This window comes from Nocardioides glacieisoli (assembly GCF_004137245.1).
Classification (GTDB): Bacteria; Actinomycetota; Actinomycetes; order Propionibacteriales; family Nocardioidaceae; genus Nocardioides; species Nocardioides glacieisoli.
On the sequence record NZ_SDWS01000004.1, the window covers coordinates 306,458 to 328,575 of the forward strand.

General features: G+C 71.4%; 16 protein-coding genes. 7 read left to right on the forward strand and 9 right to left on the reverse strand.

Annotation, left to right across the window (positions count from 1 at the left end):
- Positions 1–72: 72 nt before the first annotated feature.
- Positions 73–1,920 (forward strand): ABC transporter ATP-binding protein, encoded by a 1,848-nt coding sequence (locus tag EUA06_RS11295; protein ID WP_129475585.1) that lies wholly within the window; start codon positions 73–75, stop codon positions 1,918–1,920.
- Positions 1,921–1,927: 7 nt separating this feature from the next.
- Here EUA06_RS11295 and EUA06_RS11300 read toward each other — a convergent pair whose 3' ends face one another.
- Positions 1,928–3,202 carry an aspartate aminotransferase type Ic gene (locus EUA06_RS11300; RefSeq protein ID WP_129475587.1) on the reverse strand — a complete coding sequence of 425 codons (1,275 nt, stop codon included), beginning with the start codon at positions 3,200–3,202 and terminating at the stop codon, positions 1,928–1,930.
- Positions 3,203–3,265: 63 nt separating this feature from the next.
- On the reverse strand, positions 3,266–4,216 hold the full coding sequence (locus EUA06_RS11305; protein WP_129475589.1) for a GlxA family transcriptional regulator: 951 nt from the start codon (positions 4,214–4,216) through the stop codon (positions 3,266–3,268).
- Positions 4,217–4,309: 93 nt separating this feature from the next.
- Between EUA06_RS11305 and EUA06_RS22435 the strand changes: the two genes are divergently transcribed.
- Positions 4,310–4,468, forward strand: a complete 159-nt coding sequence (locus EUA06_RS22435) for a hypothetical protein (protein WP_165354353.1) — start codon at positions 4,310–4,312, stop codon at positions 4,466–4,468.
- A 30-nt stretch (positions 4,469–4,498) separates the two neighbouring features.
- Here EUA06_RS22435 and EUA06_RS11310 read toward each other — a convergent pair whose 3' ends face one another.
- From EUA06_RS11310 to rpsA, 3 genes are all read right to left on the reverse strand, one after another.
- A complete protein-coding gene (locus EUA06_RS11310; RefSeq protein ID WP_165354354.1) occupies positions 4,499–7,585 on the reverse strand; it encodes a PQQ-dependent sugar dehydrogenase in 3,087 nt (1,028 codons plus the stop codon).
- 37 nt (positions 7,586–7,622) lie between these two features.
- Positions 7,623–8,465 (reverse strand): patatin-like phospholipase family protein, encoded by an 843-nt coding sequence (locus EUA06_RS11320; protein ID WP_129475595.1) that lies wholly within the window; start codon positions 8,463–8,465, stop codon positions 7,623–7,625.
- A 123-nt stretch (positions 8,466–8,588) separates the two neighbouring features.
- The gene (gene rpsA / locus EUA06_RS11325) at positions 8,589–10,079 is read right to left on the reverse strand and encodes a 30S ribosomal protein S1 (RefSeq protein WP_129475597.1); all 1,491 of its coding nucleotides are present in this window, start codon (positions 10,077–10,079) and stop codon (positions 8,589–8,591) included.
- A gap of 293 nt (positions 10,080–10,372) precedes the next feature.
- On the opposite strand from rpsA, the gene EUA06_RS11330 reads away from it, so the two are divergent.
- Complete coding sequence (locus EUA06_RS11330) at positions 10,373–11,368, forward strand: Ig-like domain-containing protein (RefSeq protein WP_165354355.1); 996 nt, start codon at positions 10,373–10,375, stop codon at positions 11,366–11,368.
- A gap of 89 nt (positions 11,369–11,457) precedes the next feature.
- Here the strand turns inward: EUA06_RS11330 and EUA06_RS11335 are convergent, their stop codons facing one another.
- The gene (locus EUA06_RS11335; protein WP_129475601.1) at positions 11,458–12,342 is read right to left on the reverse strand and encodes a phosphotransferase family protein; all 885 of its coding nucleotides are present in this window, start codon (positions 12,340–12,342) and stop codon (positions 11,458–11,460) included.
- A 273-nt stretch (positions 12,343–12,615) separates the two neighbouring features.
- Here EUA06_RS11335 and EUA06_RS11340 point away from each other — a divergent pair, with 273 nt between their 5' ends.
- The 4 genes from EUA06_RS11340 (at position 12,616) to dprE2 (ending at position 17,670) form a co-directional block, all read left to right on the forward strand.
- Entirely contained in the window at positions 12,616–14,547 is a 1,932-nt protein-coding gene (locus tag EUA06_RS11340) for an Ig-like domain-containing protein (RefSeq protein WP_129475603.1), read from the forward strand.
- A gap of 108 nt (positions 14,548–14,655) precedes the next feature.
- Positions 14,656–15,516 (forward strand): class I SAM-dependent methyltransferase, encoded by an 861-nt coding sequence (locus tag EUA06_RS11345; protein ID WP_242498095.1) that lies wholly within the window; start codon positions 14,656–14,658, stop codon positions 15,514–15,516.
- A 9-nt stretch (positions 15,517–15,525) separates the two neighbouring features.
- Entirely contained in the window at positions 15,526–16,899 is a 1,374-nt protein-coding gene (dprE1, locus tag EUA06_RS11350; protein ID WP_242498096.1) for a decaprenylphosphoryl-beta-D-ribose oxidase, read from the forward strand.
- A 15-nt stretch (positions 16,900–16,914) separates the two neighbouring features.
- Positions 16,915–17,670 (forward strand): decaprenylphospho-beta-D-erythro-pentofuranosid-2-ulose 2-reductase, encoded by a 756-nt coding sequence (dprE2, locus tag EUA06_RS11355; RefSeq protein ID WP_129475607.1) that lies wholly within the window; start codon positions 16,915–16,917, stop codon positions 17,668–17,670.
- Here the strand turns inward: dprE2 and EUA06_RS11360 are convergent.
- Genes EUA06_RS11360 through EUA06_RS11370 form a run of 3 tightly spaced genes read right to left on the reverse strand, consistent with a single transcriptional unit; the run spans position 17,651 to position 22,115 of the window.
- The gene (locus EUA06_RS11360) at positions 17,651–19,909 is read right to left on the reverse strand and encodes a transglutaminase TgpA family protein (protein WP_129475609.1); all 2,259 of its coding nucleotides are present in this window, start codon (positions 19,907–19,909) and stop codon (positions 17,651–17,653) included. The two genes, dprE2 and EUA06_RS11360, sit on opposite strands and share 20 nt — an antisense overlap.
- Positions 19,906–21,141 (reverse strand): DUF58 domain-containing protein, encoded by a 1,236-nt coding sequence (locus tag EUA06_RS11365; protein ID WP_129475611.1) that lies wholly within the window; start codon positions 21,139–21,141, stop codon positions 19,906–19,908. Before EUA06_RS11365 ends, EUA06_RS11360 begins: the two co-directional genes overlap by 4 nt.
- The gene (locus EUA06_RS11370) at positions 21,138–22,115 is read right to left on the reverse strand and encodes an AAA family ATPase (RefSeq protein WP_129475613.1); all 978 of its coding nucleotides are present in this window, start codon (positions 22,113–22,115) and stop codon (positions 21,138–21,140) included. The genes EUA06_RS11365 and EUA06_RS11370 overlap by 4 nt, the downstream gene beginning before the upstream one ends.
- Positions 22,116–22,118: the final 3 nt, after the last annotated feature.

Genomic DNA, 22,118 nt, shown 5'->3' on the forward strand with positions numbered 1-22,118 from the left:
CGGTGTCGCGTTGCTACCTCATAGTGAGGTTACCTCACATTCCACTGCCTCCCAACGAGAGGAGCTGGTCGCATGGCTGACCACTCGGACTCCCACACCGGAGATCGACGCTCGCGCGGCTCCCGCGCCGGCCGCCCCGATCCTGCCGACCTCCGCCAGCTGGCGGACTCCCCCGTGTCGCTGCGCCGCATCGCGCGGCTCTTCGCGCCGCACCGCGCCACCCTCGCCGTCGTCGTCGCACTCATCGTGCTCAGCTCTGCCGTCGGCCTGGCCCAGCCGTTCCTCGTGCGCCACGTCATCGACGAGGCGCTCCCCCGCCAGGACGTACGACTCCTGCTGCTCCTCGTCGGCGCGATGCTCGGTGTCGCCGTCGCGACCGCCGTGATCGGCGTCGTCCAGACCTGGCTCTCGACCGCCGTGGGCCAGCGCGTGATGCACCGGCTACGCAGCGACCTCTTCGCCCACCTCCAGCGCCAGTCGCTCGGCTTCTTCACCCGCACGCGCGGCGGTGAGGTGCAGTCGCGCCTGGTCAACGACATCGGCAGCATGCAGGGCGTCGTGACCCAGACCGCCACCTCGATCGCCGCCAACCTCACCGTCGTCGTCGGCACCGCCGTCGCGATGGTCGCCCTGAGCTGGCGCCTCGCGCTGCTCTCCCTCGTCGTGCTCCCGCCGGCCGTCCTCCTCACGCGCCAGGTCGCGCGGATGCGCCACCGGGTGACGGGCGAGCGCCAGCGCCGCCTCGCCGACCTGCACGTCCAGATCGAGGAGGGACTCTCGGTGAGCGGCGTGCTGCTCACCAAGACCCTCGGCGCCTCCCCGCGGCTCACCGCGAGGTTCGAGGAGACCTCGGCCGACCTCGTCGGCCTCGAGATCCGCTCGCGCCTGGCCGGCCGCTGGCGGATGGCGACGATGAACGTCGTCTTCGCAGCCGTCCCCGCCGCGATCTACCTCGCCGCCGGCTTCCCGGCGACGTCCGGCGGGATGACCATCGGCACGCTCGTCGCCTTCATCGCCCTCCAGGGCAACCTCTTTCGCCCGCTGATGGGCCTGCTCAACGTCGGCGTCGACCTCACCGCGTCGATGGCGCTCTTCAGCAGGATCTTCGAGTACTCCGACCTCCCCGTCGAGATCGACGAGCCCGCCACGCCGTCACGACTGTCCCGCGACGAAGCCGCGGGCGAGGTGCGGTTCGAGGCCGTCGGTTTCGCGTACGACGCCGGGCGGCCCGTGCTGTCCGGCATCGACCTCCACGTCCCCGCGGGCAGCACGCTGGCACTGGTCGGCGAGACCGGCAGCGGCAAGTCGACGCTGGCCTCGCTGGTGCCGCGCCTGCACGACGCGACGACCGGCCGGGTCACCATCGACGGCGTGGACGTCCGCGACCTCGCCCTCACCGACCTGGCCGACCTCGTCGGCGTGGTCACCCAGGAGACGTACCTGATGCACGCGAGCGTGCGCGACAACCTGCGCCACGCCCGGCCCGACGCCACCGACGAGCAGATCGAGCAGGCAGCCCGCGAGGCCCGCATCCACGACCTGATCTCGTCGCTGCCCGAGGGCTACGACACGGTCGTCGGCTCCCGCGGCCACCGCTTCTCCGGCGGTGAGCAGCAGCGCCTGGCCATCGCCCGCACGCTCCTGCGCGACCCGGCCGTCCTCGTGCTCGACGAGGCGACGAGCGCCCTCGACAACGAGACCGAGCGGTCGATCCTCGCCACGCTCGACGACGTGACCCGCACCCGCACGACCATCACGATCGCGCACCGGCTGTCCACGGTGCGCAACGCGGACCGGATCGCGGTGCTGCACCGCGGCCGCGTCGTCGAGACCGGCACCCACGAGGAGCTGCTCCTCCTCGGTGGGCGGTACGCCGACCTGGTCCGCGGCGGGCTGCAGCGCGAGCGCGTCGCCGCGTGAGCGGACCTCAGGCTTGCTTCTCGAGCGCGGCCAGGAGCACGCACGTCGCCACGCCCTCCATCGCCGACGTGACCTCGACGAGCGGGGGCATGGTCGGCGCGAGCCGGATGTTGGTGTCGTCGGGGTCCTGCTTGTAGGGGTACGACGACCCGGCGGGCGTCAGCGCGATGCCGGCCTCCTTGGCCAACGCCACCACGCGCGACGCCGTGCCGGGCACCACGTCGAGGTTGACGAAGTAGCCGCCGGACGGGGTGTTCCACGTCGCGACACCGCGGCCGCCGAGGCGCTCGGTCAGGACCCGGTCGACCTCGGCGAACTTCGGCGCGATGATCGCGCGGTGCTTGGCCATGTGGTCTCGCACGCCCTGCGGCGAGCCGAAGAACTCGACGTGGCGCAGGTGGTTGACCTTGTCGGGGCCGATCGAGCCGTTGCCGAGGTGCCCGAGGTACCACGCGACGTTGTCGGTCGAGGCGGCCAGGAAGGCGACGCCGGCGCCGGCGTAGGTGATCTTCGAGGTCGAGGCGAACATGATCGGCCGGTGCGGGTGCCCCGCCGCCGAGGCGAGGGTGAGGATGTCCGCGCTCTTCGCCTCCTCCTCGGTGAGGTGGTGCAGCGCGTAGGCGTTGTCCCAGAAGATCTTGAAGTCCGGCGCCGCGGTCGGCATGGCGGCCAACCGGGCGGCGACATCCTGGCTGCAGATCGCGCCCGACGGGTTGGCGTAGGTCGGCACGATCCAGATGCCCTTGATGCTCGGGTCGTCGGCGACCAGGGCGGCGACGGCATCGACGTCGGGACCGTCGTCGTTCATCGGGACGCTCACCATCTCGATGCCGAGGCTCTCGAGCAGGGTGAAGTGGCGGTCGTAGCCCGGCACCGGGCACACGAAGCGGACCTTCTCCTCCTGGCCCCACGGCCGCTCGGAGTCCACTCCGCCGAACAGCGTCAGGTAGAAGAGGCAGTCGCGCATCATCGTCAGGCTCGAGCTGCCGCCGGCCACCACCTGCTCGGGCTCGACCCACAGCAGCTCGGCGAACATCTCCCGCAGCTCGCGCAGGCCCTCGAGCCCTCCGTAGTTGCGTACGTCGACGCCCGCCGCGTCCTTGGTCGTGGTGGGCAGCCGGAGCAGGTCGTCGGCGAGGTCGAGCTGCTGGGACGACGGCTTGCCGCGCGTGAGATCGAGCTTGAGACCGCGTTCCTTGAGCTCCTCGTAGGCCGCCCGCTGCTCCTCGAGCAGGGTGGCGAGGTCGTCGGCGGACAGGTCGGCCAGCGCAGTCGCGTTCACGCGGCCAAGGCTACCGAGGCCACCGACCGCACCACGCACGCGTCCGTTGCTCGCCGAGACGGGTCAGGCGGACATCCGGAACGTACGCCGGTACTCCTGGGGGCTGACGCCGCGCGATCGGCCGAAGTGGTGGCGCAGGGTGGCGGCGTTGCCGAAGCCCACCTCGCCGGCGATCCAGTCGATCGAGTGGTCGGTCTGCTCGAGCAGCTCCTCCGCGGCGCGCACCCGCTCCCCCAGGATCCAGCTGTAGGGGGTCGTGCCGGTCTCCTCCTTGAAGCGGCGGGCGAAGGTGCGCGCCGACATGTGCATGTGGCGGGCGAGGGTCTCGACGTCGAGCTCGTCGCCGAGGTTCTCGGAGATCCAGGCCAGCAGCGGCGCGAGCGCCTCGGACTCGCAGACCGGCACGGCGCGGGCGATGTACTGGGCCTGACCGCCGTCGCGGTGGGGCGGCACGACCATCCGGCGAGCGGTGGTGGCTGCGACCTGCGCGCCGAAGTGCTGGCGCATGACGTGCAGCGACGCATCCAGGCCGGCGGCGGAACCCGCGCCGGTCACGATGGAACCGTCCTGGACGTAGAGCACGTTGCCGTCGACGGTGGCCTCGGGGAACCGCGCCGCCAGCTCGTCGACGTGGCGCCAGTGCGTGGTGGCGCGACGACCGTCGAGCAGGCCGGCCTCGCCGATCATGAAGGCGGCCGAGCAGTGGCCGAACACCAGGCCGCCCCGGTCGTGGACGGAGCGAACCAGCTCGACCACCTCGGGGGACGGCTCGCGATAACCGCGCTTGGGGACCAGGCAGACCAGGTCGGCGTCGGCGGCGGCGTCGAGCGCGTGGTCGACGTGCAGGTCATAGCCCGTCGCGCCCTTCACCCGGCCCGGACGGGGCGTCGCGACGAGGAAGTCGAAGACCGGGTTGTCGTCCTCGGGGTGGTAGGGCTCGCCCCACACCTCACACATCGAGCCGAGCCCGAACGGCTCGGCCCCGTCCTGCACCACGGCGACGACCTTCTTCATGGGGACAGCGTGCACCACCAGTGGCAGTAAATCAACTAACACTGTCATTCCTGCCACTGGTGGCAGGATCGATGTGGGAGCAGAATTACTGCCATGACCACATTCATCGCCCTCGTCGTCCTCACCGCCCTGGCCTCGCTGCTCGTCAGCTACGCCCGCCACGACCGCTTCGCCGGCCCCGCCTCCACCAGCCACCCCTTCGACGAGCTCGGCCTCATCGAGGAGCGTCGCCACCTCGTCCCCCGCGCCTGACGCCATTCCGCCGGTGGTGCCGTACAGGGATCAGTCCGCGCACGGGCCGACGTCACCGTCGGAGAAGCAGGCGTACGACGGCGCAGACCGTCCGGTTGCGCCACTCCCGTCCACGGACTCGGCCCACAGCCGGATGAGTCCGCTGCCCGCGCCATGCCCGTCATCGACGTGCATCGTCCCCGACCGGGCTCCCGACACCTGTCGGTACGGGTGCACGTGGAAGCCCACACCGTTGTAGTGCAGGAACTCGGCCACCACGCGTGTGCGCTCCAGGAGCTCGGCCTCGCTGTCGCCGTCGGCGTCGCGTACGCCGACCTCCCATGACAGGCTGCCGTCGGGGGCGACCTCGGTCCGGCCCGTGACCAGGACGACCTCGGGGGGCACGCCGATCCTCTCCCACGTCGCGCTGGCGTAGGCGAGGTCCTGGTCACCGTGGAGGTACTCCACGCCCACCGAGTGGACCCCGGCCTGGAGGACCACGTCGTGATGGCGGGCGTCGGTCCAGAAGTCGTTCGAGTAGAAGTCGTGGACGAGCTCGTCGTCGACGCGCAGCCGCATCCACTCGCTCCCCCGCACCGCGAACCGGTAGGTGCCGCCCTCGAGCTCGACGCGGCCGCGCCATGACACACCGAAGCGGTCGCCGGGGTGGTCCCGGACGTCCGGCGCGTCGTCGGTCGCCCACGGCGACCCCGACGTCGGCTCCAGTCGCACCTCGGACACGCACTCCGTGGATCCCATCGTCGCGGTCGGCAGATGGGTGTCGCTGTAGGGCTGCAGCCACGACCAGGGGCCGTCGGGATAGTCGCGGTCGAACGTGGAGTCGGGGCCGTCGAGGTCGTGGTACGCGCGTCGGAGCTGTCCGACGGCACACACGTCCCCCGGCGTGTCCGCGGACCACGTCAGCCGCTGCAGGGCGCCGGCGTATATGGAGATCGACCACACCCAGCCGTCGGGGCCCTCGAAGATCTTCACTGGGCCGCCCGCCGCCCGGGACTCGGCGATCGGCGGACCAGGGTTGCCCTCGCCACCGTGCGGCAGGGACACCGTGCGCAAGTGGTTCTGGGAGTAGTCGCCGTAGAGGAACAGGTCACGGACGGCGGGCGGGTACCGGTTGCCGGTCATGGGGACGCCGGCCGTGATGGACCCACCCTCGGACGTGTGCGCGTAGGCGTAGGCCGGGGCCTCCGTGCCGGACGCCCGCACCGAGGCGCACGCATGCCACGGGCTGCCGGGGTCACTGACGTCCCCGAGCGGGCTGGGGCCGCTGCCCTCCAGGCACGGCCATCCGTAGTTGGCGGGCGGTCCGGCGGGCTGATCGAGGTGGACGATGTCGATCTCCTCGTAGGCCTCCTCGCCGACGTCACCGACGACCAGGTGATCACCGTCCACCACGAACCGGAACGGGTTGCGCAGTCCCATGACGAGCACGCGGGAGGAGTTCGCGCTGCCGTCCCCCGCGTACATCGGGTTGCCCGGCACTCCGTGCCCGGTCCGCGGGTCCACCCGCAGGATCTTGCCGACGAGCACCTCCGGGTCCTGCGACCAGAGGGTCTCGTGACGGTCCTTCAGGGGGACCGGCACCAGCGCGCTGTCGCCCACACCGACGAGCAGGTTCCCGGCGGCGTCGAAAGCCAGGTCGCCCACCGTGTGGGCGGCGCCGTACAACGGGATGCAGTCCGGAGTCCGCACCCGGTCCCGGTCGTGGCAGTCCGGTCCCGTCACGGAGCCGACCACCACGTGCCGCGAGGCGGGGTCGAGCCGGGTGCCGTCCCAGCGGTAGCGGACGACCTGCTGCGACCGTCGGTCTCCGTCGCCGCCCTCGTCGACGGCATGGGACAGGTAGGTGTAGCCGTTCTCGGCGAAGCCCGGGTCCACGGCAATGCCGTTGAGTCCGGAATCGGCCTCGTCGAAGACGAGGTCGCGGAGGTCCAGGACCTCGCGCGGGAGAGCCCATTCACCGCCTTCCTCTCGCGAGATCGCCTGCACCCCACCGTCCTTCTCCGAGACCAGGACGAGGTCGGGTCCTGCCACGGCGGCCGACGTGGGCAGGACGAGGCCGCTCTGGACCGTCTCCAGACGGAATCCGGCAGCCACCCCCGTGTCCGAGTCGACGGCGCCGACGGGCACCACCACGTCCACCGCACGCGACAGCACGCTCTCCACCGGGCCGACCGCGCGCGCCACGACGTCGTGGCGACCACTCCCCCACGACGCGTCGAGCTCCCAGGGCGGCACTGCGTCCACGCCCGCGACGACGCCGTCGACGAAGAAGCGCACCGCGTCGACCTGACCCTCCGTCTGCGCCACGGCCGTGTACGCCCCCTGCTCCGGTCGCACCAGCAACGAGACGCGCGGCGGTTGCAGCACGGCCGTGGCGATCGGGTCGAGCCCGTCGTACGCGCTCAGGTGCACGCGCAGCTCCTGCCCGCGCACCTCGCTCGCCGGCAGCACTGCCGGAAAGGTGGTCGAGGTGCCTGCTGGCAGGGTGAGGGAGGCCATGGGGCGCCACTCGCCCGAACCGTCTCGGGCCTGCAGGGTCGCGACGCGACCGGGCGTGCTCTCGGACGTGGAGATGTCGAGCCTCACCTGCCCCTGCGCATCACGCCCGGCGACGAACGACGCGGTCTGCGGTCGGGGCGTCGGCGTGGGGGTGGGCGTGGGGGTGGGCGTCGGTGTGGGCGTCGGGGTGGGTGTCGTGGTCGGGACCGCGCGCGTGGAGAGGGTCATCGCCCGCGTGAGGACCAGGCGGTACACGTCGCCGGAACGACGAACGCGTGGGGCACGGAGGCGCAGCCGGACGGACGGACTGGTGGTCGACCAGGTCACGTGCGCGACACCGCGCCGGTTCGTCCGCTCACGCGCGACCGTCGTCCAGCGCCCGGCCAGCCGCTGTTGCAGCTGCACCGGTCGGGCGATGCGGGTGCCGAGCCGCGAGCTGACCACGAAGGGAGATCCCCGCATCGGATCGGCGGTCGAGACGGTGATCGCGGGACGCGTGTCTCCGGGTCGCTCGTTCCCCGCGGAGCTCGCCGTCCCGGGCAGCGCAGCAAGGGCGGCGACGAGGGCGACCGAGGCGACCACGACAGCGTGACGTCTGGTTCCCCCTCGGGTGCTCACCGGGCCGAGTGTGCCACGACTGCCCTGCCGGGACGCCTCACGCGGCCCAGACCCCACGCACCTGGTCCACCAGGTCGCGGGACTGGCGAAGTCCCGCCTCGGCCGCGACCTTCCGCTTCGCCGGGTCGAGCAGGTTGCGGCCGAAGACAGCGAGCGACTCGGGATCGGGCGTGACCACGGACCACGCCCGCGGCGCGATCTTCTCCATCTGCGCTCGGATGGACGTGTTCTTGCTGAATGCCCTCGGCAGCGGCGCCAGCACCACCACCCGGTCCGCCCCTGCCGCGACGTCGACGTTGGCGGTCGAGCGCATCCCGCCGTCCATGTAGGTGCGTCCCGCGATCTCCACCGGCGGCCACACCGTCGGCACGGCGCAGCTGGCCGCCACCGCCGAGACCAGGTCCACACCCGAGTCGCGGGTGAACACGGTGAACTCGCCGCTCTCGGTGTCCACAGCGGTGATCCGCAGGTCGCGCTCCGGCCAGTCCTGGACCGGGAGTCGCGAGCGGATCACTCCCTCACGGTCGACGCTCCCGGGCTCGTGCGCCGCGCGTGCGACGCGACCGACGCGAGCGAGCTTGTCTCGACCGCTGCCCGGCAGGAGGTAGGGCGGAACCAGCTTGAGGGCGGCGATGCGGGAGAGCCTGCCGCCCAGCTCGGCGTCCGGGGGCTCGAGCTGTGAGGCATACAGGTCGGCGAGCGAGAGTCCGCTGCCCAGCTGCGCGCCGACCACCGACCCCGCCGACGTACCCACGACCGTGTCGGCCCCGGTCAGGTCGATGCCGGCCTCGGCCAGTCCGTGCAGGATGCCGAGCTCCCAGGCGATGCCGGTGATGCCGCCTCCGCCGAGGACCAGCGCCGAGGTTCCGCGATCAGTCATGCGTCAGTTCTAGCCGACGTCCCTGACGGTCCGCGCGCCTGCCCGCCCTCGACCTACGACGAAGGCCCGCCGGGGATCCCGGCGGGCCAACGTGGTGTTCAGTGCTGCGTGAGCGTCAGCCGATCAGGCCTGGCCGCCCGTGAGCTTCTCGCGGAGCGCCTGGAGCGCCTCGTCCGAGGCGAGCGAGCCGCCGGTGTCGGCAGCGGTCTCGCCGTCCTCGGTGGCGGTGTCGCCGCCCGAGGAGTAGGACGTGGCCTCGCCGGCCTCGGCCTCGGCGACCTTGGCGTCAGCCTGCTGCTTCACGTGCTGCTCCCAGCGGGCGTGCGCCTTGGCGTACTGGTCCTCCCAGACCGCGCGCTGGTCGTCGAAGCCCTCGAGCCACTCGCCGGTGTCGGGGTCGAAGCCCTCGGGGTAGACGTAGTTGCCCTGGTCGTCGTAGGTCGCGGTCATGCCGTAGAGCGTGGGGTCGAACTCCTCCACGTCGGCGGCGGCTGCGGTCTCGTTGGCCTGCTTGAGCGACAGCGAGATCCGGCGACGCTCGAGGTCGATGTCGATGATCTTGACCATGACGTCGTCGTTGACCTGGACGACCTGCTCGGGGATCTCGACGTGACGCTCGGCGAGCTCGGAGATGTGCACGAGGCCCTCGATGCCCTCCTCGACACGGACGAACGAACCGAAGGGCACCAGCTTGGTGACCTTGCCCGGGACGATCTGGCCGATCTGGTGGGTGCGGGCGAAGTGCTGCCACGGGTCCTCCTGCGTCGCCTTCAGCGACAGGGAGACACGCTCACGGTCCATGTCCACGTCGAGGACCTCGACGGTGACCTCGTCGCCCACGGCGACGACCTCGGACGGGTGGTCGATGTGCTTCCACGACAGCTCGGAGACGTGGACGAGGCCGTCGACGCCGCCGAGGTCCACGAACGCACCGAAGTTGACGATCGAGGAGACGACACCCTTGCGGATCTGGCCCTTCTGGAGCTGGGTCAGGAAGCCGTGGCGGACCTCCGACTGGGTCTGCTCGAGCCAGGCGCGACGCGACAGGACCACGTTGTTGCGGTTCTTGTCGAGCTCGATGATCTTCGCCTCGAGCGTCTGGCCGACGTAGGGCTGCAGGTCGCGGACGCGACGCATCTCCACGAGCGAGGCCGGCAGGAAGCCGCGCAGGCCGATGTCGAGGATGAGGCCGCCCTTGACGACCTCGATGACGGTGCCCTCGACGACGCCGTCCTCCTCCTTGACCTGCTCGATGGTGCCCCAGGCGCGCTCGTACTGGGCGCGCTTCTTGGACAGGATCAGACGGCCTTCCTTGTCCTCCTTCTGGAGGACGAGGGCCTCGACCTTGTCGCCCACGGAAACGACCTCGTTGGGGTCGACGTCGTGCTTGATGGACAGCTCGCGCGAGGGGATGACGCCCTCGGTCTTGTAGCCGATGTCGAGGAGTACCTCGTCGCGGTCCACCTTGACGATGGTGCCCTCGACGATGTCGCCGTCGTTGAAGTACTTGATGGTCGCGTCGATTGCCGCGAGGAAGTCTTCTTCGGACCCGATGTCGTTGACCGCCACCTGGGGCGCGTCGTAGTCCGGAAGAGTGGAGAGCAGGGCTGTCATATGGGAAGTGATTCCTTGGATGGGTGGAGTCGTACGGACGCACTCAGCTGTCGGTTTCACTGGCCCACGTCAGGACGGGGCACGGCGAGCCTCGCTTCGCTCGGTATGGAAGCCGGGCAGACGACTGGCGCAACTCCGAAGACTACGCGCCCGCGAAGGCGTACGTCCAACCGGCGGGCCACGCTCAGCCCACGCTCAGCCGCCCACTGCTCCCGAAGCACACCACGGGTGTCCGCGACCGTCCGGATCGAGCGGCACCTCATTCTTTAGGACGACTTTGCATCACCAGCACCGTGCAGCCCAACGGCACCTGGACCTGCAGCCCCACGGAGGCCCAGGCCCCCGGCGTACACACCTACGACGTCACCGCCGAGGACGAGGCCGGCAACACCGACACCGCCACCACCACCTTCACCATCGCGCTGGCCCCGACCCCGGGTGACACCGCCGCGCCTGCGGCCCCGGACATCACCTCACCCGCCCAGGGTGCCTCGGTCGCGGACCAGACCCCGCTGATCACCGGCACCGGTGAGGCCGGAGCGACAGTCACGGTGCGCGAGGGCTCGACGGTGCTCTGCACGGCCGTGGTCCGTGCCGACAACACGTGGTCGTGCTCCTCCACCGTCACCCTCGCACCCGGTGCGCACACTGTGACCGCCACGCAGACCGACCCCAGCGGCAACACGAGTGATGCGGACTCGGTGACGTTCTCGATCCCGGCCGCACCTGACGACCCCGACGGTGACGGGCTCGCCAACGTCGAGGAATCGAACTACGGCACCAACCCGAACGACCCGGACACCGACGGCGACGGCGACGGCCTCACCGACGGCCAGGAGGTCAAGGGCGTCAAGATCCGCGAGCGCTTCGAGGTCTGCGGCAAGAAGGTCAAGAAGTCGATCACCGTGACCACCAACCCGCTCGTCAAGGACACCGACAAGGACGGCCTGAGCGACGGCAAGGAGGTCAAGGGCTACCAGATCAAGCAGAAGGTGAAGACCCGCAAGGGCTCCTTCGTCATCGGCAGGACCCGGTCCAACCCCACCAAGAAGGACACCGACCGCGACGGCCTGAAGGACAAGATCGAGGTCACCGGCAAGGCCAACAAGCGCTACGGCAAGGCCAAGACCGACCCCACGAAGTGCGACACCGACCAGGGCGGCATCCGCGACGGCATGGAGGTCAAGGCCAGGGCCAACCCGGCCGACTGGCGCTCCGGTCCCCGCAACCCCGGGGGACGGAATGGTCGGTTCGGTCCGCCCGAGGGCAGGACCTTCGGGATCGGTTGACGCCTTCCTGACGCACGCCCCTGAGGTGCCGGCGCACCGGACGACCACCGTCCGGTGCGCCGGCACTGCCGCGTCGGGGTCCGGGCCCCTCAGGTGCCGAACGGCCAGGCGTGCAGGTCGCCCGTCTCGGCGACTGCCCGCAACAGCACCTCCGCGCGGTCGGAGACCGGGTTGCTGCCGGCGCGGGAGGCGAGGTCGACCAGGGCCCAGAGGTCGGCCGCCCGAGCCCCGTCGAGCAGCGCGGCCGCAGACCCTCCGTGCCGCTCGGTCCATGCGCGCAGCACTGCCTCGACGTACGCCGGCTGCCGCTCGAAGCGGACCAGGTTGCCCACGTCGGTCCACGGGTGGCCGGCATGGGCGAACTCCCAGTCGAGGACCGCTGTCAGCTCGAGGGTGGCCGGGTCGACCACCACGTTCTTGGGGTTGAGGTCGCTGTGCACGAGGCAGGCACGTCCGACTCCGTCCAGCAGGACCTGGGCATCCTCGGCGACCGGCAGGAGCCGCTCACGGTCGGAGGCGGACCAGGTCACGAGGCGCTCCTCCACCCACTCGGCCAGCCCGCCCTCGGGAAAGGCGCCGATGCGCAGGTCGGCGTCGACGAAGGGACCCGGACGCACCATCGGCATCCCGGCCAGCGTCGCCGCCACCGCGCCCATCGCGCCGCCGAGCCCGGCCAGCCCTTCCCCGTCGAGCCCAGCGACGACGCGGTCCCCCGGCTCCCCCGGCACCCATGCAGTGACCAGAAGACCCGGCTGGTCGCTGTCACCGCGTCGCACCTCCAGCACGTCCGCCACGGGCACCAGGCCGCGTACGAGGTGGAGGACGGCTTCGTCGACCTGCGGGGCGTCCGCCCCGCGCGGGTCCCCGGGCGGGTAGATCCGGACGACCGAGCGCGAGCCTGCGACCTCGCTGAGGAAGGACCGTCCGGAGTGCCCGCCCGTGAGCGGAGTCAGCGAGGCAGCGAGGTCGGACATGGGCCGCATCGTGGCACGCGGTACGGCCGCGGGCGGTCACGTTGATGCCGTGTGCACCCCTTTGGGTAAAGAAAGTGTTACCTCTTCGTAGGTGTCTCGTTGAGTCAGATACATCACGAGTAGCTGCGACGTGGGTCGTTTGAGGGTTCACGCGTGGTCAACACACCTGGGGGTACGAAGATGGGTTCCAAGACTCGCGGCCGGTCGACCAACCGGTTCACGAAGGGAGCGGCCGTTGCGGTCGCTCTCGCACTGCCAGGGTCGTTCCTGGCCATGACACAGACCTCGGCCTCGGCGGCACCCGTGCCGACGAGCGCCACCGGGTCCACGTCGGCTGGCCTGCTGGGAGTCGACGTGCTCGACGCAGTCGTGCCCGTCGTCGGCAGCTTCACCGCCGCCTCGGTGGACGTCGCGCCCGTCAGCGGCTCCCTCTCGGCTGCCTCGCCCCGCGTCGGCGCCAAGGCTGCCAACCTGGGCGCCATCCTGCTCAACCAGACGCTTCCGCCGCTGCTCACCGAGGCCTCGCAGACGGCTCCGCCCACGAACGCTGCGCCGAGCGTCGCGAACGGCCCGGTCATCCCAGCCGGCCCGCTCCTGACCGCGGGCATCTCCACGTCCACAGCGCACGCGCGGTTCACCGACGGTTCGTGCCTCCCTGCGGCGACGCCGCTGAGCTCCTCGTCCACGACGACGCTGAACGCTGCCGTCCTCGACGTCCCGGTGACCGGAGCACTGGTCCGCGCCCCGGGTGAGGTCACCACGAGCCAGGACGTCAGCCTCGTCTCGACCGGAGGGACGAACGACGAGCGCAAGGTCGTCGCCACCTCCGCGAGCACGCTGGCCGACCTCGACCTCTTCGGCTCCGTCGACATCGGCGTGAGCAAGCGACCCACGCTCACCGCCACCGCCACCGGAAAGCCAGGCGGTGCGGATGTCAGCTACAACGAGCCCGTCGTGACGGTGACCGTCCCGAACCGTCCGGAGCCGTTCGTGCTGGACGTGGCCAACGAGACGGCCACGTTCGTCCTGCCCGAGAACCCGCTCCTCACCGTCGAGCTGTCCCTGGGCACCGCGACGAACGTCACCGAGGCTGCTGACGGCACCAGCGCCTCCGGCCAGGCATCGCTGCTCCGCCTGAAGCTGGCGACGACCGCGGCGCCCCTGACCATCGCCAACGTCGACATCGTCCCGCTCTCGGCGTCCGCCGGCGCTCCGGCCGGTGGCATCCAGTGCGGTGACGGCGGAGGCAACCCGCAGCCGGGCGCGATCGCTGCACCCGACATCACCTCGCCGGCCTCTGGCGCGACGGTGACCGACTCGACGCCCGTGATCTCGGGAACCGGTCTGCCCGGCGCCGTGGTCACCGTGACCGAGGGTGGCACCGTGATCTGCACCGCGACCGTGCGCGCCAACGGCACGTGGAGCTGCGAGCCCGGTACGCCGCTGACGGCTGGCCCGCACACCGTGACGGCGACGCAGACCCTGGACGGCCAGACGAGTCCTGCCGACTCGACCACGTTCACGGTCGTCCCTGACCCGAACGACCCGGACGGCGACGGCCTGCCGACCGGCCAGGAGGGTCCGATCGGCACCAACGCGAACGACCCCGACTCCGACGACGACGGCCTGTCGGACGGCGCCGAGGTCAACACGCACGGCACGCTCCCGCTGAACCCGGACACCGACGGTGACGGCCTGCTCGACGGCGCCGAGGTCAACACCCACGGCACCGACCCGCTGGACGCCGACACCGACAACGACGGACTCACCGACGGCCAGGAGGTCAAGGGCGTCAAGATCCGCGAGCGCTTCGAGGTCTGCGGCAAGAAGGTCAAGAAATCGATCACCGTGACCACCAACCCGCTCGTCAAGGACACCGACAAGGACGGTCTGAGCGACGGTAAGGAGGTCAAGGGCTACAAGATCAAGCAGAAGGTGAAGACCCGGAAGGGGTCCTTCGTGATCGGCAAGACCCGCTCGAACCCGAAGAAGCAGGACACCGACCGCGACGGCCTGAAGGACAAGGCCGAGGTCACCGGCAAGGCCAACAAGCGCTACAAGAAGGCCAAGACCGACCCGACCAAGTGCGACACCGACAAGGGTGGCGTCCGCGACGGCATGGAGGTCCGTGCCAAGGCCAACCCGGCCGACTGGCGTTCGGGCCCGCGTGACCCGGGCGTGAAGAACGGTCGCAGGCGGGGCTGAACCTCGCACCCCTGAGGGACCGGCGCACCGGGCAGTCACTGCCCGGTGCGCCGGTTTGCGCGTGCGCGAGACCTGATGTCACGAGGAGGGCCGACTAGGCTCCTCGGCGTGGAGGACCACCTGCCGCAGTCCGTGCGGGTCGAGCGACGGGCCGTCTCCGAGCGTGAGTCGCGCGACGCCAACGGCCCCGACTGGGACCGCTACGCCGACGAGTACCAGGCCACCCACGGCGCCTTCCTCGGGGACGCCGGCTTCGTGTGGGGTCCCGAGGGCCACCGCGAGGACGACCTCGCGATCCTCGGCGAGGTCGCTGGCCTCGACGTCCTCGAGGTCGGCAGCGGCGCCGGCCAGTGCTCGCGCTGGGTCCGCACCCACGGTGGGCGCGGCATCGGTCTCGATCTCTCCCACCGCCAGCTCCAGCACTCGCTCCGCCTCGACGCCGAGACCGGGGTGACCGTCCCGTCGGTGCGCGGCACCGCGACCGACCTGCCCTTCGGTGCGTCGAGCTTCGACGTGGTCTTCTGCTCCTTCGGGGCCCTCCAGTTCGTCAGCGACATCGAGCGGGCCCTGGCGGAGGTCGCGCGCGTGCTGCGCCCGGGCGGCCGTTTCGCCTTCTCGATCACCCACCCGACCCGGTGGATGTTCCCCGACGACCCGGGCGAGGCCGGGCTGACCGCCAGCCAGTCCTACTGGGACCGCACGCCCTACGTCGAGGTGGACGACGTGACCGGCGTCGTGTCCTACGTCGAGCACCATCGCACGCTGGGCGACTGGGTGCGCCTGCTGAGCGCGAGCGACTTCGTGCTCTCCGACCTCGTCGAGCCCGAGTGGCCCGAGCAGCACGACCGTGTCTGGGGCGGGTGGTCACGCGCCCGCGGGCTGCTGACCCCCGGCACGGCGATCTTCGTGGCGCACTCGAGCGGCGCGTCCGCACCGGTCGGTGGGCCCGGCGGCGCGGACGGCCAGTAGCGTGACTGCGTGACCGAGCACCCCCGAAGGCAGCCGGCCGTGGCAGTGGACCGGCGGCTGACGGGCTGGGGCCAGACCAGCCCGAGCGTCGCGTCGTGGGTGCGAGCGACGACTGTGGACGAGGTCCGCGCAGCGGTCCGCGGCGGACAGCACCGGGGTGTGCTCGCGCGGGGACTCGGTCGCTCCTACGGCGACGCTGCGCAGAACGCCGGCGGCCTCGTCGTCGACGTGACGGGCCTCGACCGCATCCTGTCCATCGACGCGGACGTGCCCAGTGTGGTCGTCGAGGCCGGAGTCAGCCTCGACGTCCTGATGAGGGCGGTCCTGCCTCTTCGGTTGTGGGTACCGGTCCTTCCGGGCACCCGCCACGTGACCGTCGGGGGTGCGATCGCCTCGGACGTGCACGGCAAGAACCACCACGTGGCCGGCTCGTTCGGGCACCACGTGCTTGCCCTCTGGCTGGTGACCGCCGACGGCGACGAGCACCGGCTGACACCGGACGATCCCCTGTTCTGGGCGACCGTGGGCGGGATGGGTCTCACGGGCATCATCACCCGGGCGCACCTGAGCCTGACCCGCACGGAGACGGCCTACGTCAGCGTCAGCACCGAGCGCGCGCCAGACCTCGCGTCGACGATGCGGCTGCTCGAGGCGAGCGACGACGACGCCCCCTACACCGTGGCCTGGTTCGACTCGATGAGCTCACGCCCACAGGTGGGGCGCGGGGTCGTGCACCGGGGACGACTGTCGTCGTGGGAGGAGCTGTCCCCGCGCCAGCGTCGCAGCGCGCTGGTCCTGCCGGCGGGACGGGCAGTGCGGGTCCCGGACGTCGTCCCCCGCAGTGCCCTGAACCGTGTCAGCGGCCGCGCCTTCAACGAGGTCTGGTTCCGCAAGGCCCCGCGCCAGCGGGTGGACGGCATCCAGTCGGCGTCCGCGTTCTTCCATCCCCTCGACGGGATCACCGACTGGAACCGGCTGTACGGCCCACGGGGCTTCTGCCAGTACCAGTTCGTCGTGCCCTTCTCCGCAGCCGACAGCGTCCACGAGTGCGTCGAGCTCATCGTCGCCTCCGGCCACGTGTCGTGCCTCAACGTGCTCAAGCGTCTGGGACCGGGCAATCGCGGCCTCCTGTCCTTCCCGATGCCTGGATGGACCTTGGCGGCCGACTTCCCTGTCCGCGAGGGCCTGGACGAGCTGCTCGACGCCCTGGACGGCATCGTCCTGCGTGCGGGAGGCCGTCTCTACCTCACCAAGGACAGTCGGATGACCGAGCAGACCTTGCACGCGTCCTACCCGGGACTCGACGAGTTCCGGCGCATCAGGCAGCAGGTGGATCCCGCCGGGGTCTTCACTTCGGACCTCGCCCGCCGGCTCCACCTCTAGGAAGGACCACGACCCATGATCGACGCGACGGGGCGACCCCAGAAGCTGCTCCTGCTGGGAGGCACGTCCGACATCGGCCTGGCGATCGCTCGCGCCTACGTGCAGCCGGGCTCCACGGAGGTCGTCCTGGCTGCTCGTCCCGGTCCACGGCGTGACGCGGCCGAGGCGGACCTGTCGGCGATGGGCGCGAGGGTCCGGCTCCTCGACTTCGACGCTCACGACACGACCGCCCACCGGGAGGTGGTCGCGCGCGCGTGGCAGGGCGGCGACGTGGACATCTCGGTGGTCGCGTTCGGGGTGCTGGCCGACAACGAGACAGCGTGGCAGGACGCGTCCGTCGCCGAGGACATGGCCAGCATCAACTACACCGCCGCCGTGACCGTCGGCGTGGCGCTCGGCGAGCGGATCGTGCAACAGGGCCACGGCGTCATCGTCGCCCTGTCGAGCGTGGCCGGCGAGCGCGCCCGCCGGTCCAACTTCGTCTACGGCTCCACGAAGGCGGGGTTCGACGCCTTCTACACCGGACTGGGCGAGACGCTGCGTGAGCACGGCGGCCGGGTCCTGGTGGTCCGTCCGGGGTTCGTGAGGTCCAAGATGACCGCCGGACTGGATCCTGCCCCGCTCTCGGTCACGCCCGAGCAGGTGGCGGAGGCGGTGCGGGCCGCCGTGCTCGCGGGACGTGAGCAGGTCTGGGTCCCGTCGAGCATGAGGTACGTCATGTCGGTGCTGCGCCACGTGCCACGACCGCTCTTCAGGCGTCTCCCGCTCTGACCGGTCGGCGCTGCACGGGCAGCGGGTGCTCCGTACCGCCGTGACCGGCTCGGACGGGCGGACCGATCGCGCGTCGGCGGGCCCACCCGGCGAGGAGCGAGGCGGGGGTGAGCTGCGCCCACACCCGGCGACGGCCCGTCACCTCGGCGAGCAGGGCACGGCGTACGCCCTCGCACGAGCGCCAGAAGTCCTCGGCGTCCTCGGTCGTGCCGGGGCCGGGAGCGAACACGGCAGCGTCGGCCCGCCGTGCCAGGTCCATGCCCGCCCCGAGCTGACGGGCCTGGGCGACGCGGCTCCACGTGTCCGGGACCGGTGTCCCGCGGTCGCGCGCCGCATCGAGGACCTCCTGCCAGCCGTTGACGTAGGGTCCCGACCAGCCTCCGGCGGACCTGCGGCGACGACGGCGCAGGACCTTGACGACGGGCACGAGCAGGAGCGCCACGACGACGACAGAGGTCGTGATGACGGCGACGGCGGTGAGGACCTGTCCCGGCGAGGGCGGGGGGTCGACGACGGTGCCGTCCGGGTTCCTCGACCCGCGGGGCGGACGGATGTCGTCGTCGCGCCCCTTCGCGGCGTTGTCGAGCTGCTCGGCGACGAAGGTGTCCGGGGGCGGAGCATCCACCTGTTCGTCCCCCTCGGCCGGCAGGTACGTACCGAGGTAGCGCTCGAGCTTGAGGGGGCGCCAGGTTCCGTCGTCCATCTGCAGCTCCACCCACGACGTCACGTCGGCGTAGTCGACGCGGCCGCCCGGCCCGGGCTCGGCTCCTGTCACCATCCGTGCCGGCACCCCGAGCCGGGAGGCGCCGAGGGCCATCAGCGCGCTGTACTGGAACGCCGAACCGCTCGGTCGCCGGAGGCCGAGCATGCGCCGCCCGAGGGCATCGGCCGACTGGTCGAACGCCTCCGTCCGGCGGACGGTGCCGTTGAGCGAGAGATAGCGGGCGAGGAGGAGCACCTTCTCGAGCGGGAGCAGGTCGTCATGGTCGAACGGCTCGAGGTAGGAGTCGAGGAACGCCCCCTCCGGCTGCCGCTGCTCGTCGCTCGGCTCGCGGGTGGCGCCACGCCGAGGAAGGGTGTCCTTGCCGGGGACGGCCTCGAAGGCGTACTCGTCGCGAGGGTCGATGCCGCCCACCACGAGCGCGGTGCCGGTCGCCTGGTTGTACCGGACGTCGTCGACCTCGGTACGGCCCGGGTTCCAGGCGAAGTCCAGGCGGGTCAGCTCCCCGAGCAGGGGGAGCCAGTCGCTCGACCAGCCAGGGAGGAACCGCACACGCACGACGATCGTGGGTCCGGGGTGCAGCGCGGCCACCTCCTCCCCGATCCGCTTGTAGGTGCCGTAGCCGCCGGAGCCGGGCGACTGCTCGGCCGGCACCCAGGCGTCGCCGTCGTAGCGGTCGAGGACGGCGAGGCGCAGGCGCCGGCCGTCCGGAACGCCGGTCACTCTCAGCAACCGGGTGTCGTCGCGCCTCGGCTCGAACGGCATCGTCGATCGCGCGGCTGCCGAGAGCAGCGGGCTGTTCCCCTCGCCGCTCAGCAGCACCCGGTCCGACTCGTCGTCGTCCGGCACCAGGAGGAGTGCCAGCCCTGACACGGACGCGACCGTCACCGCCATGGTCACCGCCGCCGCCACAGACCCGCGCGAGCCCTCCACGACGGCCTCCCGCCTGCGAGCGCGGTGGGCCGCCCAGACCAGCAGGGTGAGGGCGACCAGGATCCCGCGCGGCACGAGCAGGGTCGGCACCAGCACGCCCAGCGGGATGGTCGCTCCGAGCGCGAGGAGGAGGGGGACCACCGGGGCGAGCGCACGGGTCGTCCCGAGCGCCAGCCAGGCGGCGGCCGCGGTGGCCAGGAAACCGATCAGGAACGGCACCAGCAGGGCCTGACCGCTCGGGGCCACCGGCGGAACCGTGCTCACCAGTGTCGTCGGGGCATGGACGCTCTGCACGAGCACCCGGGTCATGCTGTCGAGCGTCGGCACGAGGAAGGGGCCCGGATCTCGCAGCGCGGCGACGGCGCCGACGGGAGCGAGGAGGACCAGCGCGCCGAGGAAGTACCACCAACCGCCTTCAGCCGTGCGGCGCGCGAGCAGCGCCAGGACGACCAGCAGCACCACCGGCACCAGACCGGCCGTGAGATAGCTGCGGTCCGCGAAGGTGTCCTCGAAGATCGACAGGATGGCGGCCATCACGCCGACGACGACCACCGCGTCGACGAACGTCCCACGTCGCCTGGTCACCGCAGGCCCCGCGCCAGAAGCTCGGCGAGCCGAGCGAGGTCCGGGACGGACAGCTCGCGCAACGTACCGCTGTCGCGGAGGAAGGGCTCCGCGGCGCTGTCGGCCCGCACGACCAGCCAGTCCGCCTCCCGGCTGAACAGCCGGGCGGCCGCATCCAGGTCCGGCAGCGGTCGTTGGCCTCCGGTCACCTGCACGACCAGGCCCGTGCCGTGGACCGCCTGGGCGGCATCCGCGGCGTGCTCGAGGTGGTCGTCACCACCGAGGGCGAACCGGCACGCCGCGTCCGTCATCGCCACCGGGGCCCGGCTGCGAGACAGGTGGGGTCCGCACCGCAGGTAGGTGTCGAAGTCGTCGCGGACGGCCCGCAGCGCGATCGAGGTGGCCACGGAGACCGCCAGCTCGAAGTCGGCCTGCCTCGGGTAGGACTGCCGGGCACCGTCGAGCAGCACGGTGACGTGACCGCGCCGCGTCTCGTGGTACTGACGGACCAGCAGCTCGCCCGCCTTCGCCGACGATCTCCAGTGCACGTGCCGCAGGTCGTCACCCGGGACGTACTCGCGCAGCGCGTGGAAGGCGAGGTCGCTCATCGAGAGCTGCTGGCTGGTGGCCCCGTCGAGGTCGTTGGTCAGTCCGCCGGCGAACACGGACAGGTCGGTCACCCGGGGCGACACGCGCAGCTCGACGGCCGGACCGGTGCTGAACGTGCGACTGACGAGGCCGACCGGGTCGATCTTCTCGTAGGTCACTGGCCCGACCGTGTGCACGCCGCGTGCCAGCTCGGGCAGGTGGAGCTCCTCGGTGTGACGTGAGAAGGGCGCCAGGAACGGCAGCCGGAGCCCCACCCCACGACGCCCGACGGGGACGAGCACGCGGGGGAACAGCATGGGCACCGCGCCAGCCTGCACCTCGAGGCTCGCGGCGGGCGCCGGAGCGCCTTCGACGATGCGCTCGTGGCGGAGCCGCAGCCCGACCACCAGGCCGCCCGGCAACAGCTGCCAGAGCAGTCCCAGGACCAACAGCCCCAGGGCCACCGCCGCCAGCTGGGTGAACTCCTGCCAGTGGAACCTCGCTGACAGCCCGCTCGCGACCAGACCGGTCACGAGCACGCCTCGGCCCAGAGGGGTCAGCAGGCGCAGCGGCGCGGTCAACCGGTACGCCCGGGACGACCTGGACAGCAGCCGGCCGCCGCGCAGCCTGGCGGCGATGGAGGTCGAGCGGGGTGCGCCGCTCACGCCCGGTCGCGGGGCACCGGCACCTGCACGAGCAGGTCGTCGATCACCTCCGCGGAGGTCGTCCCCCCGAACGTGGCACTCGAGGCCATCAACAGCCGGTGGCCCAGCACCGGGTGCGCCAACGTCGCGACGTCCTCCGGCACGACGTGGCCGCGGCCCTCGGACAAGGCCCACGCCTTCGACGCCCGCACCCATGCCAGGCACCCGCGGGTGGAGAGACCGAGCCGCACGCCGGTGAACTCGCGCGAGGCCTCGGCGAGCACGCGCACGTAGCGGATGATCGCCGGGTCGACGTGGACCTGGTCGGCCAGCTGCGACATCCGCAGCACGTCAGCGGCGTCGACCACCGGCGCGAGGCCGGCCGCCCGGTCGCGGACGCTCGACTGCGCGAGGAGGGCTTCCGTCGACTCGGCATCGGGGTGGCCGACGCTCGAGCGCATCAGGAAGCGGTCGAGCTGTGCCTCGGGGAGCTGGTAGGTGCCGGCCTGCTCGATCGGGTTCTGGGTGGCGATCACCATGAAGGGACGTCCGACCTCGTGCGTATGGCCGTCGACGGTGACGTGCCCCTCCTCCATCACCTCGAGCAGGGCCGACTGGGTCTTGGGCGAGGCCCGGTTGATCTCGTCGGCGAGCACGACGCTGTGGAAGATCGGTCCCGGATGGAAGGAGAACTCGCCCTGGGACTGGTCGTAGACGGTGACCCCGGTGACGTCGGAGGGCAGCAGGTCGGGCGTGAACTGGATGCGGGCGAACGAGCAGTCCAGCGAGTTTGCGAGCGAGCGCGCCAGCATCGTCTTGCCCGTGCCCGGGAGGTCCTCCAGCAGCAGGTGGCCGCCGGAGACCAGGCACGTCAGGCCCAGGCGGACGATCTGCCGCTTTCCCAGCACCGCCGATCCCACGTTGCGCACGACCCGCTCGAACGTGTCGGCGTACCACCGGACGTCGTCGTGGCGCACGGTCGCGAGGTCGGGCACGGC

What these genes read in the sequence shown, in the direction of transcription:
- rpsA (WP_129475597.1), bottom strand. Translation starts at nt 10,079, where the DNA reads ATGACAGCCCTGCTCTCCACTCTTCCGGACTACGACGCGCCCCAGGTG.
- EUA06_RS11305 (WP_129475589.1), bottom strand. Translation starts at nt 4,216, where the DNA reads ATGAAGAAGGTCGTCGCCGTGGTGCAGGACGGGGCCGAGCCGTTCGGG.
- EUA06_RS11340 (WP_129475603.1), top strand. Translation starts at nt 12,616, where the DNA reads ATGACACAGACCTCGGCCTCGGCGGCACCCGTGCCGACGAGCGCCACC.
- dprE2 (WP_129475607.1), top strand. Translation starts at nt 16,915, where the DNA reads ATGATCGACGCGACGGGGCGACCCCAGAAGCTGCTCCTGCTGGGAGGC.
- EUA06_RS11335 (WP_129475601.1), bottom strand. Translation starts at nt 12,342, where the DNA reads ATGTCCGACCTCGCTGCCTCGCTGACTCCGCTCACGGGCGGGCACTCC.
- EUA06_RS11320 (WP_129475595.1), bottom strand. Translation starts at nt 8,465, where the DNA reads ATGACTGATCGCGGAACCTCGGCGCTGGTCCTCGGCGGAGGCGGCATC.
- EUA06_RS11295 (WP_129475585.1), top strand. Translation starts at nt 73, where the DNA reads ATGGCTGACCACTCGGACTCCCACACCGGAGATCGACGCTCGCGCGGC.
- EUA06_RS22435 (WP_165354353.1), top strand. Translation starts at nt 4,310, where the DNA reads ATGACCACATTCATCGCCCTCGTCGTCCTCACCGCCCTGGCCTCGCTG.